This is a genomic window from Azotobacter armeniacus (assembly GCF_054779355.1).
Genome location: NZ_BAAGYK010000011.1, coordinates 1 through 15,026, shown reverse-complemented (window position 1 = coordinate 15,026; position 15,026 = coordinate 1). Strand labels below are relative to the sequence as shown.

The 15,026-nt window shown below is 52.7% G+C and carries 12 protein-coding genes and 3 pseudogenes; 10 read left to right on the top strand and 5 right to left on the bottom strand.

The features are described 5' to 3' along the window. The 3 genes from ACYVD0_RS02850 to ACYVD0_RS02840 form a co-directional block, all read right to left on the bottom strand. Positions 1-325, bottom strand: a 325-nt coding sequence (locus tag ACYVD0_RS02850; protein WP_460425391.1) for a helix-turn-helix domain-containing protein, incomplete at its 3' end; no start/stop codon positions are given. A 221-nt stretch (positions 326-546) separates the two neighbouring features. Further along, positions 547-1,194 carry an MAE_28990/MAE_18760 family HEPN-like nuclease gene (locus tag ACYVD0_RS02845; RefSeq protein WP_460425390.1) on the bottom strand — a complete coding sequence of 216 codons (648 nt, stop codon included), beginning with the start codon at positions 1,192-1,194 and terminating at the stop codon, positions 547-549. A gap of 4 nt (positions 1,195-1,198) precedes the next feature. Further along, complete coding sequence (locus ACYVD0_RS02840) at positions 1,199-2,266, bottom strand: DUF262 domain-containing protein (RefSeq protein WP_460425389.1); 1,068 nt, start codon at positions 2,264-2,266, stop codon at positions 1,199-1,201. Positions 2,267-2,564: 298 nt separating this feature from the next. Here ACYVD0_RS02840 and ACYVD0_RS02835 point away from each other — a divergent pair, with 298 nt between their 5' ends. The 7 genes from ACYVD0_RS02835 (at position 2,565) to ACYVD0_RS02805 (ending at position 12,261) form a co-directional block, all read left to right on the top strand. Then, a complete protein-coding gene (locus ACYVD0_RS02835; protein ID WP_460425388.1) occupies positions 2,565-3,188 on the top strand; it encodes a site-specific integrase in 624 nt (207 codons plus the stop codon). 246 nt (positions 3,189-3,434) lie between these two features. Next, a complete protein-coding gene (locus ACYVD0_RS02830) occupies positions 3,435-3,755 on the top strand; it encodes a transcriptional regulator (RefSeq protein ID WP_183168103.1) in 321 nt (106 codons plus the stop codon). Next, a complete protein-coding gene (locus ACYVD0_RS02825) occupies positions 3,742-4,053 on the top strand; it encodes a helix-turn-helix domain-containing protein (protein WP_165894149.1) in 312 nt (103 codons plus the stop codon). The genes ACYVD0_RS02830 and ACYVD0_RS02825 overlap by 14 nt, the downstream gene beginning before the upstream one ends. A 591-nt stretch (positions 4,054-4,644) precedes the next feature. Next, positions 4,645-7,191: a hypothetical protein gene (locus ACYVD0_RS02820; RefSeq protein WP_460425387.1), complete on the top strand. Its 2,547-nt coding sequence runs from the start codon at positions 4,645-4,647 to the stop codon at positions 7,189-7,191. 9 nt (positions 7,192-7,200) lie between these two features. Continuing rightward, on the top strand, positions 7,201-9,069 hold the full coding sequence (locus ACYVD0_RS02815; RefSeq protein WP_460425386.1) for a DUF2357 domain-containing protein: 1,869 nt from the start codon (positions 7,201-7,203) through the stop codon (positions 9,067-9,069). Between the two features lie 496 nt (positions 9,070-9,565). After that, positions 9,566-11,404, top strand: a complete 1,839-nt coding sequence (ilvD, locus tag ACYVD0_RS02810) for a dihydroxy-acid dehydratase (protein WP_460425385.1) — start codon at positions 9,566-9,568, stop codon at positions 11,402-11,404. 464 nt (positions 11,405-11,868) lie between these two features. Continuing rightward, the gene (locus tag ACYVD0_RS02805; protein ID WP_460425384.1) at positions 11,869-12,261 is read left to right on the top strand and encodes a DUF2306 domain-containing protein; all 393 of its coding nucleotides are present in this window, start codon (positions 11,869-11,871) and stop codon (positions 12,259-12,261) included. Positions 12,262-12,439: 178 nt separating this feature from the next. Here the strand turns inward: ACYVD0_RS02805 and ACYVD0_RS02800 are convergent, their stop codons facing one another. Then, positions 12,440-12,718 carry a hypothetical protein gene (locus ACYVD0_RS02800; RefSeq protein WP_460425383.1) on the bottom strand — a complete coding sequence of 93 codons (279 nt, stop codon included), beginning with the start codon at positions 12,716-12,718 and terminating at the stop codon, positions 12,440-12,442. A gap of 183 nt (positions 12,719-12,901) precedes the next feature. Here ACYVD0_RS02800 and ACYVD0_RS02795 point away from each other — a divergent pair. Together ACYVD0_RS02795 and ACYVD0_RS02790 are read left to right on the top strand one after the other, a co-directional pair. Beyond that, positions 12,902-13,009 (top strand): annotated as a pseudogene (locus tag ACYVD0_RS02795) (transposase); the annotation flags it as partial. Positions 13,010-13,588: 579 nt separating this feature from the next. Beyond that, positions 13,589-14,092, top strand: coding sequence for a peroxiredoxin (locus tag ACYVD0_RS02790; RefSeq protein WP_460425382.1), 504 nt, complete (start codon positions 13,589-13,591; stop codon positions 14,090-14,092). Between the two features lie 69 nt (positions 14,093-14,161). Here ACYVD0_RS02790 and ACYVD0_RS02785 read toward each other — a convergent pair. Next, positions 14,162-14,680, bottom strand: a pseudogene (locus ACYVD0_RS02785) (transposase); the annotation flags it as partial. Between ACYVD0_RS02785 and ACYVD0_RS02780 the strand changes: the two are divergent. Then, positions 14,679-15,026: pseudogene (locus ACYVD0_RS02780) on the top strand (hypothetical protein); the annotation flags it as partial. The pseudogenes ACYVD0_RS02785 and ACYVD0_RS02780 overlap by 2 nt on opposite strands.

Here is a 15,026-nt window from a genome sequence, read left to right as displayed (position 1 = left end):
CGGCAATCAGCGACAGGGTCCACAGGCCGAACTCGAAGCGGTATTGCAGCGGCGAGTGGTCCCGAACGGCCTGTGCCAGCCAGCGCATTTCCTCGGCACTGATCCTGGGCGGACGTCCGGGAACCGGCTTGGCGAGCAGGGCGTTCTGTCTGCCATTGGCGAAGTCGGACAGCCAGCGAAAGACGCTGCGGATATTGACGCCGAAGGCGGCCGCCACGCTTTGGACTGTCTGCCCTTCGCGAACGGCCTTGATCGCCTGTTGACGCATGACCTGGAGGGAGTGGTGGTCAATTGCCCGACCGTCGGAGTTTCGTTTGCATTTCATGGGGGTATTGTCTCTCAATATGACAATACTTTCGATAGGCTTAGTAAGTGCCCGACAAAAAGTCAGGTTTCAATCCTTGCCAAAACCGGTCACGGGCAACCTCAAGGGTCAAGGGTCAAGGGTTTGAGGGACATGTGTAAATGGTATGCACTCGCAAATGACAACCTGACTTTTTGCTAACCGCTTATTAGCCGCTGACGCAAGCTTGAGTTGCATGGCAGTTACGCGAGATAAAGCTCCTTCGTCAGGAATTCATCTGTGGTGCTGATGAAATCCTCTAAGACAAGGTTGACTGCATCAAAGATATCTCGTAGCTCACCGTTCTTGATCCCCTTGCCAGCGTCAGAGAGGGAGAGTTCTCCATGAGCGATTTTGTTTCTCTTATTTTTGACGGTCAGTACGTGTTGAGTTTTTCCTCGAAACTTAGGTGCACTCATGCCATACTCATCGGCTATCTCGCCTAATCGCCGCGCATCCAAGTTTCCAGAGAATATGGTCTTCCTTTTAAGGAAGTCATGAATCGATGGAAAACGAAGATCTTCAGCCAGGATCTTTTGCTTCATGGCTTCTACCTTCGATGCGTCCTTCAAATCGGCTGAGCGGCCTTTTCCGAAGCTATACTCCAACATGCGCCTCTGAAGCTTTTCCGTAAGCTCGCTGTACTTCCGAAGCCCAAGCCGGTGATGTACTTTCTCAAGTGTGGCGTAGGCCGTGGCTTCGATGTTGTTATAGAGCGCCACGAAAAAGCTCGCCTTTAGGACAACGATCACCTCGATTTTTCCCCGCTGATCTGAAACTTCCTCAATGTGGGTGAACAGTCGGTTGATCGAGACGTTGCGCTCAAGGAGATCTGACGTGATGCCTTTCATGACCCTAGCCCTTGACCGAAAGGGCAAGAATGCGGTCTTTAATATAGCTGATGCGCTTGTTCAAGTTATCCGAGGAGTGCGTGCGATATTGCCCGGTTACCGACTTGTTGAAGTCTCGATCTTGCAGGAAAAATCTTACGTCAATTTTCATCGGAAGCTTGAGATTGGGAGCTTCCTCAAGTGCGAGATGGCTGCCAACGGAAACTGCTTCGAAGAAAATTCGGGATACTTCTTTTCCTGCGCTTTTTGAAAACCCGAACTCAAAGTTTTCTACAACGAAGTCGACCATGCGATTAAATATGAAAAGCTTGTGTTGCTCCTCCTCTTTACTGAAGGATTCACGCTTCTCGTCCATATAATCGTCCAGCGCCTTGCTAACACTTCTCGAGAACTCGCTGTACTTAGGGCGCATGTCAATGAGGGCGAAGAATCTCAGGACAAGTTCTTCGTGCTCCTGGCGATTCCGCACGGTTTTAGAGAGGATAACGGAATCGCGGAATTTTTGATTTGCCGCGCATTTTGAGTAAATAAAGTCTGTGAAAGGCCCGCGATAGATACCTTTCCGGGTTTCCATATTGCGGAGGATGTCGCTGCCCTTGTTGATACGCTCAAAGAGGTCGTTCTTCACTTCCTCGGTAGCACTTTCAGAAAGAACTATTACGGTGATGGTCATATTGTTGAATTTGCGTTTCCTCGAAACGTCAAAATCATTATATGACATACCGTTGAGCTTGGTGACCTTTTCTAGGTTTTCCAGTGTCAGATCGTTACTGAGGAAGGCGCTCAAGGTTCTTACGCGCTGCGAGCCATCCACAATCTCGAGGCGGCCATCTTTATTCTCGGCTACAAAGATGGGCGGAATGGGTAGTCCAAGGACGATAGATTCGATCAGTCGAGATTGTCGTGATGTGTCCCAGACAAAATCTCGCTGGTAGTCTGGCACGAAAATTTCGTTTTCATTTTCATCAATCTTGTCCAAGTACTTTTTAACAAGAATCTCAATGGTAAAGTCTTTGCTATCATAAGCTACGGCTTTTTTTAGCTCAATGATTTGATCTTCAACGTCGTTCATCGCACATCCTTGATTATGGAGAGCCGCACTTGCGGAGCTTGAAGATATCAAATGACTATGCCGCCGTCGAGTATGCGGCGGGAGATTAACTTTGTCAGAAGAGGGAATCTACCTGCGGCGCATCGGTTTCGAGGTTTTGTTTGTTGCCTATCCTACTTTGAGGTGAAGTGAATTTCCTACGGTTTCCTAAGGCGCCACAACCGACTGCTGTGGGTCGGCCAGCGACCATTCGACGGTATCGGTGCTCCTTCTAACCAGAACAGTTGCAAGCTTTAGCCTTCATCTGGAGGAGCTAATCATGAACGCAACGCCTATTGATGCTGAGCATCAGCCTTGGAATAAAGGAAAACTGGTTGGTCAGAAAGCACCGCTTAGGCTCAAGGATATCTGGGCCATCCGTGTCAGATTGCAAATCGCTGAAAAAACGCGCGATCTTGCACTTTTCAATCTGGCAATCGATAGCAAGCTGCGAGCCTGCGATCTGGTCAAGCTTCGGGTCCGGGACATAGCCCACGGAGACCGAGTCGCGTCACGTGCCATTGTTATGCAGCAGAAGACACAACGCCCTGTGCAGTTTGAAATCACTGAGCAGACAAGGGACGCCCTAGGAAACTGGATTCGGCACGCAATGCTCCGTGCGGAGGATTTTCTCTTTCCGAGTCGGCTGCACGATTCTGATCACCTATCTACCAGACAGTATGCTCGCATCGTTGATGGCTGGGTAACGGCGATCGGCCTGGATCCCACTGCGTACGGAACCCATACGATGCGTCGAACAAAAGCCTCACTGATCTACCGACGGACGAAGAATCTTCGAGCTGTCCAGCTACTGCTAGGCCATACGAAGCTCGAAAGCACGGTGCGATACTTGGGTATTGAGGTCGACGACGCGCTGGAGATAGCCGAACAGACGGAGGTGTGAGCCAGGTCGGCTGGCGATCATGAGCTCTGTGGTCGCCAGCTGGCCAAGTGCGGTGTTCGTAGTGCGTCATCGAGGGTCCGGTCAGAAATGAGGGCGGACGTCGAGAGAAGCCTGGAACATGGCTGCTCTCGACCCAGAGGAAACGGCATAGGATGGAGAGGTGGGAGATGGTAGAAGTTGCCGAAAACTGCATGGCTGGCTGAGCTATTGATTGTCTTAAATACGTCATTGACGTATGCTCTGCCCATGCTGACTATCATCGAATCTCCGCTGTTCACCAAGCTCTGGCCCGATTACTGGACGGAGGATGAGCGTGGTGCCTTCATGACCTTCCTCGCCAGCAACCCCGAAGCCGGCGCTGTCATTCCCGGCACCGGTGGTTGCCGCAAGGTGCGCTGGGGGATAGAAGGACGCGGCAAGAGCGGTTCCGTGCGCGTCATCTACACTGCGCAGTTGGCCAGCGGAGCCCTGGTTGCCCTGTTGATTTACGGCAAGGGCGCTACCGACAACATTCCGGCGCATATCCTGCGCAAGATCGCCAAGGAGATGAATCATGCCCCTGACTGAGAAAGAACTGCTTGAGCGAGACGCCAAGCGCAACATCGGCGAGGAGCTGTTGGCCGCCATTGTCGATGTCAAGGCAGGACGCCACGGCGCCGTGCATCGCGTGGAATTGACCGAGGCCGCCGAGGCGCGCAGCAAAACCGGGCTGTCGCAGCCGAAATTCGCTGAGTTGCTGGGAGTGTCGGTGCGCACCCTGCAGGAGTGGGAACAAGGTCGCCGCTCGCCATCTGGCGCTGCGCGCTCACTGCTGCATATCGCCGCCCAGCGTCCAGACGTATTCCGGGACGTACTTTCGGGCTGAGTGCGCACAGAGCAGAAATGAGAAAACTGCTCAGATGACCATCATGCCTGTAAGTCGCGTGATAAGCGGAGTTCGGCCAGATGTGGACATTCCTTGTGCCCGCTACCGACCCAAACCTACCTGTCACGTCAGGTAACAAGCAGCCATAAGTGACCGTTTGAATCTGGCCGCTTCCAGGCAAATACAGTCATTTATACGCTCTACTAAGGCCGAGGCGTTTAACTTCACGCATCAGCGACTACAGCGAAAGCGATTTCGATGGATAAGTCGTCATCCAATGCTGAAGGCACCGAATGGGAAATCTGCCGCAGCACGGAGCTCACTGCCTCCGGATGTTTGTTGCTCTCGACGCCTGCCTCCGCAGCACACGGTGGCTCACAAAATTTAACGCTCACCCTGGCTACCTGTTGCATATAGTGGACAGGAAGCTGACTTTTTATCCGAAGAAGCGAAGGTTTCTGAGGGCAGCTCTAGCGATGTATGACGAAATAAGCTTGGTTACTCGAACATAAAACGTTAAATTCAGACGGGCAAAGCGCCATCATTTCGCTCACCTCATAGAGCTACCTACACCGAAAATAGGATTTGACAATGGGACGTTTGTTAGTTGTTAAGGAATCAAGCAATTTCAATCCGGACCTGGGAAACGTTACACCTGTAGCATTGGAGCACGAGGATGGCAGCTTTAGGAAAGTTTCTATTTCAGAATTCCCTAACTCTGGTATTTTTATTTCAAAAGAATATATTAAGATTGATGAGTCATTTAAAGATGATGAGTTATTTATAATTAGAGAGTGGCACGAAACCGATAATGAATGGCAGGAAGATAAAAGAAAGCAAAAATATTATTCAAAGGGAGAGTGGGCTGAGCGGCTAGAGCACAATACTCTAATTCCAGTTATCAAAATGCCAATGCCCGATATAGATACTGGAAAAGTTAGCTTGGGCTACGACCTCCCTCGGAATATACTTTTTTTTATTGAGGATGGTGGAGCAGTAAATGGGCCGTTCTTGGCTACAAAAGATGAAGATGGCTGGTTCCTGACTCCGTCAACGGGACTAACTCCTTTAAACCTTCCTACAGATCACATAGCTCGATTCGACAAGATCGATTTAGAGCATAGCGGGGAGCTTCTTCGTTTTGAGATTAGAGGAGGGTTGCGAACTTTCATTACTTCCCTTAAGAAACTAGAAAAACTAGATTTTGAGAAGGTCGATTATATATCGGCCTCTCGGCTGATTAAGTATTATGCAAAATCAGGTTTTGGTAAAGGAAACCCAACCTTAGGAAAGAATGAAGCAACCAAACTGACGCAGATAATTGATGCATACAAAAAGAAAAACAAGGCGATGGATAATGATCAGCGCCTTAAGCGGTTAGAACTCGTCCTGGCCGACTTCCTTGAGGACGATGGATATGGTAAAGCTATAATTGAAGAATTTCTTCTAGATAACATTGAGGGAAAAAAATATCTGGATGGCTATTTTGATAAAAATAAGGACATCCTTATCAAGGAGAAAATCCAAGAAATTGATGCCCAAACTATCGAAAGAAAGGAACAGATCCAGCGTGAAATAAATGAAATGACCCGTATTGCAGAGCTCAAAAGGAAAGAGTTGGAGAGGATAGAGGAGGATGTGGAGTGTGCCCGGGTTACAGCGGACCTGAAAGTTAAAAAAATCCAAGAGCAGTCGGCGGAGCAGGCTCATCAAAGCTTGCTTGAGAAACAGATGTTGCTCACAAATGCAAATACGGAACTTGAGCAAAAAATAAAGGATAACCAAAGAAATCTGGAGGAGATTTTAGAGAAAAATCAAGACCTCAAAAAAGTTGTGAGTTTGAAAGAGGAAATCCAGTTTCAACAGCGGACTAATCAGGATAGACAAAAGGAGATTATTGAGCTCGAAAGAATATTGGAAAGTCAGAAGACGTTAATTGCCTCTCCTCAATTAGGAGAAAAATTGACGGAGCTGAAAGCGCTGATCCAAATGCTTAACGGCAAGCCAGGTTACGAAGCAAAGCTAGATATCAAGCCGGCTCAGTTAAAAACATCCGAAGTGGAACTGACCAAGGTAAACCGTTCCGACTACATTCACCATTTGCTTAATACTTTTCATGCTGATGAAGGGCGTCCATTTACGTATGACGAGATGGCCAACTTAGTTATCAGTACTACTCAGTCATTTCTCACCATACTATCCGGTCCGCCTGGTACAGGTAAAACGTCTACAGCATTGCGATTGGCACAGGCATTAAGTCTTAATAGTTTGGATGAAGAGCAGGAGGCGGGTAACTTTTTAAATGTTGCCGTTGGGCGTGGCTGGGTAGCGGGAAGGGATATTTTAGGCTTTTATAATTCGCTCAAAGATGTTTATCAGCCGTCACGAAGCGGGCTGTATCAATTTCTTAAAAATAAAGATGTTTCAGCTGAAAAATTTACTAAGCTCGTGCTTCTTGATGAAGCAAACTTATCCAGCGTAGAGCATTACTGGTCCGACTTTCTGGGAATGTGTGACACTGAGGGTGTTAAGCGACGTATTGATTTAGGTATCCCGGATGCCTCTCAGCGTTTTCTTGATGTTGGCCCTAATGTGAGATTTATCGCCACGATAAATAACGACGCTACTACCGAAAGACTCTCGCCAAGACTGATCGATCGCGCGCCAATTATTTCTCTTGGTGATGATGTGAGTTTGGAAGATGTTTCGTCATTGTTGAACTTGCATGGATTTAATGGTGCAATACCCCACTCACAGATGAATCAGGCCTTCAACATCTCATCCAGTGAAGCTGATTTCCTGCCGGATGAACAAGCATCACTTGAGCAAATTTTAGCGATCCTTTCCTCCCAAACCGCTAAAACCAGTTCTATTCACATTAGCAAACGTAAGATTAATGTAATTAAACGATACTGCTATATCGCAAATGAGTTGGGTGGTATGCGTAACAGACCTCTTGACTATGCAGTGGCTCAACACATTTTGCCAGCAATTGAAGGGTACGGAGCTGCATTCCGAGATCGATTAGTAAAACTTGAGCAGAAACTTAGTGATTTTGATTTGAATGTCTCAAGAAGAGCTCTAAAAAATATAATCGAAGAGGGGGATAATTACGCGGATACTTACTCATATTTCTAGGATGATTATATGAAGTTCACTGCTAAAATTATAAGCGGGAAACGTAATGGCTTAGAGATTGAGTTGGTTACAGCCCACTCACCGAATCATGTATATTTTCTTGAAGATGAAGCAATTGAGTTTAGAGCTGAGTCTAGTTCTCATCTAGAAGATTTATTTTTGTGTCTCCACGAGAACGAAATAGCAGCGACCAATAGCTATAAGGAGGGCGATGGCTGGATTTATGAGTGGAAGCCAAAATCTCTGTCCAAATGGGGGTACGAGTGTTTCTTTCATAATTATTATGGAATGGCGGAACTCGCGCTAGCAATAAAGTCAGAGGGGATGGGGGAGCGGGTCCTTATCGAGCAGTTCTCGCCCGTGGAAGTTTTGGCTAAAAAGATAAATGCTGAACGAGCCGAGAAAATGTTGTGGTTTCTAGCTTCTCACGATAACGAGGCGCTTTCCGCTTTTTTTCGAGTTACCCGACTAAAGGCTGGATTCAAGGAAGGTGAAAGATCGGTAGGGTTTCTGATCGAACAGCTAGAAAGGAATATATTGTTATTGGTAGCAGAATTGCCAAAAATATATTCCAAGCCGATTGTAAAACTTACCCCTGTAACAAAGATGGTGGTTTTTTCAGAAAACTCGCTGGCCGACGATACAACTTTGGCCTGGATTGCAGAGAACTGTGATGGTTTGTATCCGGTGGACGACGCGGAGAGAGCTTTACTTGAATTTGAAGGAATTTTCTATTCATCAGAAAAAATTCTGGAGAACCATTTAAAAGAAGAACTAAATATTTATGAAAACCAAGTAGTGCATGGTTTTATTATTTCTCTAATGAGGGCGACATCGGAGCTTCTTCAGCGGCTAGAGGATTACCCCTCATCAAAAATCAGGCCGCAGCAAGACCTTTCCGGATATCTTTCATTTTTCTCGCAACTGAGTAGATTTGCCAAAACTATCAACAGGAATAAGGTTGAGAGATGTAGAGAGTTACTAAGCACTCTACAAAGGCTGAAGCGAATTTGCAATGAACAAATTCCAGTTGTAAATCCTGTTATAGGTACGCCTCAGTTTACGCGTAAGGCCCGATACAATCTTCATTATCAAAAAATATTTCACAAGGTTATTGCTTGGCACCGATTTGGCTCTCCAGACTGGAGCGTTCAAGAGGAGCTATTCTCAATTCAAAGTATTCCTAAGTTGTTTGAATACTATTTGCTTTTCTTGGTGAAGCATCATTTGGACACTGAGGATGTTCTTGGTGATAAATTTGAGCTTAAACAGAATCCTGTTTCGGAGAAAAATGATTTCGAATATGCATGGGGCGCATATCGTATCAAGTTGATGTATGAGTTGAAAGCGTGGACTCACGATCACTCCTATTCTAATGATTCCCCCATTATTAACTCTGAGGGGTGGATGGTAAATCAAAATAGCGGGGAGCTAAGGCCTAGAGGGCAAACAGGGCCAAATGCTAATCGCTCCCCTGATATTATTTTAAGTGTCGCTGGGCCGAGCGGTGATCAGCGCCACCTAATTATTGATGCGAAGTATACAAATAGTAAAAAGGCTTTTACCCACTATCTACCTGAATTGACCATGAAATACTTGCATGGCCTACATGAAAAGGATAGTGGCAAAAACCTATCCATGGGCTTAATGATTGTTAACCCAAGTGAGCATTGCGCGTCTCGGCATTTTCACCACCATCGATATAGTATTTATGGAGCGAGCCCCGTTTCTCCTGCATTGCTAGTGAGCTCTATCGCCCCAGGGGCAGCGGAGAATCTAAATTCAGACTTTAAGAAAAACCTCTCACAGATTTTATACTTGATACGTTCAGGTCTGCAGGGTTCTGATTGTAGGCCTTATCTGGAGGTGGTCGCTTAAATAATACTTTATCCCTGCAATCGATTCTTGGACGACCGTCAGCCCTCGCTACCGAAGGGGGCTGTCGGCTCTAGCTTTTAATGGAAAGCCGCAATCTTCAAAACGCTTCTGAATGGATGCTAATTGTCGCAGCTAAAAGCCAACGAACGCCCGATTTTGGTCGATTCTGTTGAAAACAGTCGACTCCAACAGTTTCGAGCATTTTTAGGGGGTGCTTGACCTCTTACCCAAGGGGCGATTGTCGCGTATACGCGATTCTAGGAAGTCGGTTTTCCTGAGAGTCTGCATGTCTCATGCGAAAAACCGACTTTTTCAACAGAATCGGCCGTTCTCTGCCGGCCCTCACTGGCAGCTCTGGGTCGACTCCAGCCACAAGCAACGGAAGGCTCAACCCTCCACCCTATGCCCACCCCGCCACGTCGCCCGCCCGATGCGCCCTCCCGCCAATCGCGCTATCCTGCGCAGTCCCGTATCCGCCTGATTTCCGAGAACCGTCATGCCTGACTATCGCTCGAAAACCTCCACCTTCGGCCGCAACATGGCCGGCGCCCGCGCGCTGTGGCGCGCCACCGGGATGAAGGACGAGGACTTCAAGAAGCCGATCATCGCCGTCGCCAACTCCTTCACCCAGTTCGTGCCCGGCCATGTGCACCTGAAGGACCTCGGCCAGCTGGTCTGCCGCGAGATCGAGAAGGCCGGCGGCGTGGCCAAGGAATTCGACACCATCGCCGTCGACGACGGCATCGCCATGGGCCACGACGGCATGCTCTATTCGCTGCCGTCGCGCGAGATCATCGCCGACTCCGTGGAGTACATGGTCAACGCCCACTGCGCCGACGCGCTGGTGTGCATCTCCAACTGCGACAAGATCACCCCCGGCATGCTGATGGCCGCCCTGCGCCTGAACATCCCGGTGGTGTTCGTCTCCGGCGGACCGATGGAAGCCGGCAAGACCAAGCTGGCCAGCCACGGCCTCGACCTGGTCGACGCCATGGTCGCCGCCGCCGACGCCAGCTGCTCCGACGAGAAGGTCGAGGAATACGAGCGTAGCGCCTGCCCGACCTGCGGCAGCTGCTCGGGCATGTTCACCGCCAACTCGATGAACTGCCTGACCGAGGCCCTCGGCCTGTCGCTGCCGGGCAACGGCACCACCCTGGCCACCCACAGCGATCGCGAGCAGCTGTTCCTGCGCGCCGGCCGGCTGATCGTCGAGCTCTGCCAGCGCTACTACGGCGAGGGCGACGAGTCGGTGCTGCCGCGCTCGATCGCCAGCTATAAGGCGTTCGAGAACGCCATGACCCTGGACATCGCCATGGGCGGCTCGACCAACACCATCCTGCACCTGCTGGCCGCCGCCCAGGAGGCCGAGGTCGACTTCGACCTGCGCGACATCGACCACCTGTCCCGCCGCGTGCCGCAGCTGTGCAAGGTGGCGCCGAACATCCAGAAGTACCACATGGAAGACGTGCACCGCGCCGGCGGCATCTTCGCCATCCTCGGCGAGCTGGCCCGCGGCGGCCTGCTGCACACCGACGTGCCCACCGTGCACAGCCCGAGCATGCACGACGCCATCGCCCAGTGGGACATCACCCAGACCCGGGACGAGGCCGTGCACACCTTCTTCAAGGCCGGTCCGGCCGGCATCCCCAGCCAGGAGGCGTTCAGCCAGTCGACCCGCTGGCCGAGCCTCGACACCGACCGTTTCGAGGGCTGCATCCGCAGCGTGGAGAACGCCTACTCCAAGGAGGGCGGCCTGGCCGTGCTCTACGGCAACATCGCCGAGGACGGCTGCGTGGTGAAGACCGCCGGCGTGGATGAATCCATCCTGGTGTTCGAAGGCACGGCGAAGATCTTCGAGAGCCAGGACGCCGCGGTGAAGGGCATCCTCGCCGACGAGGTGAAGGCCGGCGACGTGGTGATCATCCGCTACGAAGGCCCGAAGGGCGGCCCGGGCATGCAGGAAATGCTCTACCCGACCTCGTATCTCAAGTCCAAGGGACTCGGCAAGCAGTGCGCCCTGCTCACCGACGGCCGCTTCTCCGGCGGCACCTCGGGCCTGTCGATCGGCCATGCCTCGCCGGAAGCGGCCGCGGGCGGTGCCATCGGTCTGGTGGAAGACGGCGACAAGATCCTCATCGATATTCCCAACCGCAGCATCAACCTGCTGGTCTCCGCCGAGGAGCTGCACGCCCGCCGCCTGCACCAGGACCACAAGGGCTGGAAACCGGCCGCGCCGCGCGCGCGCAAGGTCAGCACCGCGCTCAAGGCCTACGCCCTGCTCGCCACCAGCGCCGACAAGGGCGCGGTGCGCAACAAGGCGCTGCTCGACGGCTGAGGTCCGTAGGGTGGATGGCCACCCCGTGGAAAACCGCGCCAGCGTTTTCCACCGGCCAGCGCCATTGGTGGGAAAGGCCTGCGGCCGTTTCCCACTCTACGCATCCGAAGAGCCCCGCAGGCTGGTGGAAACCTTTGCGGGGTTTACTCTTTCGCAGGTCCGTAGGGTGGAAAACCGCGCCAGCGTTTTCCACCGGCCGGCGCTAATTGGTGGGAAAGGCCTGCGGCCGTTTCCCACCCTACGATCTGCTGCACCTCGACGCCACCGGCATGCACGCCGAACTGATCGAGCTGTCGTAGAGCGGTCTCGGCCGCTTCGACGGTCACCCGTGAACGGGAAAGCTTTTAAACTCCCGAATAAATTTATCAGGACAATCAAAGCGACCCACGGGTCGATAAGGGAAGGCCATGCGCCATATAGCGCATCCAAATGCATCCTTGGATGTCCGGACAAGGAGGTGTCAAATGACCAATCTACCGCTTGCCTATGCCCACCTGGCCACGGTGGTTCCCGCCTTCGGCATTGGCACCTATCTGATGGTTCGCCGGAAAGGCACCATGCACCACAGGAGGCTGGGCCGTACCTACCTCATGCTAATGCTGGCCACGGCGCTCATCACCCTGTTCATGGGGGCCGAGATCGGTCCGCGCTTTTTTTTCGGGCATTTTGGCTATATCCACGCCCTCAGCCTGCTCACGCTGGTCACAGTGCCGATCGCCTATTTCGCCGCGCGCAGCGGCCAGGTAGCCCTGCATCGTAGCGCCATGATCGGCCTGTATGTCGGTGGGCTGCTCATCGCCGGCAGCTTCGCGTTCATGCCGGGAAGGTTGCTGCATGGCTGGTTGTTCGGCGGCTAAACGCCCGGCCCCGCGAAGCACGCGCCAGACATGCGCTTGGTCATCAGGATTGAGAAGCAAACCGCCGGGCAGACTGGAAGCCTGCCCGGCGGCGTTCTAACGGGGTTCGGAAGGCTGCCGGCGCGTCCATATCGCTCACGAACAATGCACCGACGCCTCGCCCCATCGGGATGATGGGTTACTGGCCCTCATCCTTGGCGTCGAACTCCAGACCGCCAATGTACTTGACCACGAAGTTGTACAGGGCACAGCCGATCAGCACGGCGAGATAGCCCATGACCAGGTAGAACAGCGGCACAAGCAGGATGGTGATGAACGGCGGCCGGCCCTGCTCGGGCACGAACAGCGAGAGGAACAGCAGGAAGGGAACGAAGACGAAGAAGGAGGTGGCCGCCGTCAGAATGCCGCAGACCTTGCCATTCTGATGGGGGGACAACCGGGTGATCTGGTGTTTCATATGCTCTACTTCCGCCGAGATTGATTGATCCTGTTATGAGTAATGCTACCGCCGCAGGGGCGCGGTGGGCGAGCGTGAGGCCTTCGTTAAACTTGATATGGATCAACGCCTTATTGCAGAAGTTCAACGGCCATAGCCAACTGCGACACTCGACCGCACAGCTACTCGCTCATCACAGGGAACCAAGTGCGGGCCAAGGTCGAGCATCCATTCCGGGTGATCAAGCGGCAGCTCGGCCACACCAAAGTGCGCTTCCGTGGGCTGCTGAAGAACACAGCCCAACGGGTAAGTGCTCGAAGAAAAATAATCCGATATTTTTCCCCTGCATTGCCCGTGCAAGCCTCTGAAATACAGGGGTCGGCCTGGTTCAGAACAGCAGAAAATCCGGGGAAATCTCGCTCGAACACTGCATGATCCAGCTGAATGCCGACGGCACGCTCGATAAGAACTTTGACGCACTGGGCGATGGTGCTGCGATCCTTGAGGGCCGGCAATGACATCCTGACCGGCAGCAACGCTGCCCGAGCTGATCCTGGGCAAGGGCGGCGACGACATCCGTCCGGCAAAACCGGATGGTGTCCCACGGCACCGCATTTGGTTGGGTGACGCCACACGCTTACCCCTACTGGCCAACCCGGCTACACCGACGGCCTTCGCAGGCCCGACCCGGTTTGGTTTCAGCCCTGACACCCTATTGACCACGTATCTCCATTAGCCCGGCAGAGGAGTTTCGGGTTTAAGCAATGATATGTTCTTTGGGTTTTTCCAAGGATTCGTCAATTAAATATGCGCTCAGACAACCTTTACGCTCTCCCAGAAAAACTGCCGCCCCCAGAAGACGACGGAGCATGCGATCACCTTCGTGGGACAATGCTTCCGTCAATTGCATTGCAGGCCACCTCCGGACTGACAGTCGATCTATCCAGGGAAGGATCGCCCTGGCTCATTATCTATTGTTATCCGAGAACAGGCCGGCCCGATCAGCAGCCGCTTGGAGGCACGGAAGCATGGAATGCCATCCCTGGAGCGCGCGGTTGCACGCCTCAGTCCTGTGCCTATCGTGACCATCATGCGGAACTCGCAGCTTTGGGTGCCACGGTGTATGGCCTCAGCACGCAAGATACGGGGTATCAAAGCGAGGCTGCTGACAGGTTGCACCTGCCGTTTCCGTTGCTGAGCGATACACAACTTGCCTTTGCAAAAGCCTTGCGGCTTCCGACCTTTGCGCTCGCCGGTCTTGAGTTGATCAAGCGCCTTACGCTAATCGTCGGTGAAGGGCGAATCGAGGAAGTGTTTTATCCCGTGTTTCCTCCAGATGCAGATGCTGAACGGGTGCTTGCATGGCTAAGAGCTCATGGCAGCGGACGCCGCTGAACGTCAGGCAGCAAAAACCAAGCATGAACCGACAATAAAGAGGGCGGATTCTGAGTGACCCCCACAAAATCACCCCAGTTCCAGCGCTTGCCGGTGGACCTCCCGCCGCAGGGCCAACTCCAGCTCCCGCAGCCTCTCCCGGGAAATGTCTCCCGCATAAGTACGTGCATACTCCAGTCCCAGCCGCCGCAGCGACAGCACGTGCTTGCCCTTGAGGCTGTTGCTCTGGAAACGCCGCTCGTGCCCCGCCTCCCGCGCCTGCAGACCCAGCAGGCACAGCGCGTAGTTAGCCAGCACGGCAATCAGCAGCAGGATCTCGATGCGCCGCGGGCAGCGGCTGCGATGCAGCCCCAGGCCGATCCCCAGCCGATGGCTCTTCAGGTCACGGAAGCCTTCCTCGACCTGCATGCGCCGCTGGTAGATCGCCACGACCTGCGCGGCATTCCACTGCGCCTCGGGCAGGTTGCTGGCCAGCAGCCAGGGCGCGCTTTGCCGACTGCGCTTGTCCCGGGCCAGAGTGCCTTGGCGAAGGCGGCGTGCAAGAACTGGACGGTCTGCATGGGGTCTGGGGACATCGGTCAGTTTGGTGACAACCAACGTGCCCGCCCATGCAGGCCTCTTCAAGCCCTACCTAATTGATTTTTCGAGAAAATTTCTGTGGATCACTCAGGGACGGATTTATTTCCGCAAGCGGGGCGTGTCGGTGCGCGAAGCGTGGAGCACCAGCAAATCGGCCCACGGCCCGTGGCGACTGTCGAAAAGTCCGGTAGTCTCCATTGCGTTACTATGGCGCTGGTTCGAAAACCTGAGACTACCGATCCTTGTGCCACGCTATGGCCTGTTAACACTATTTGCTATAATGCAGCAAATAGTGTTGAGACCGAGTGCCATGCAACTGACCGCCGAGCAATTCAAACAAATCGAAGGCTTGTTG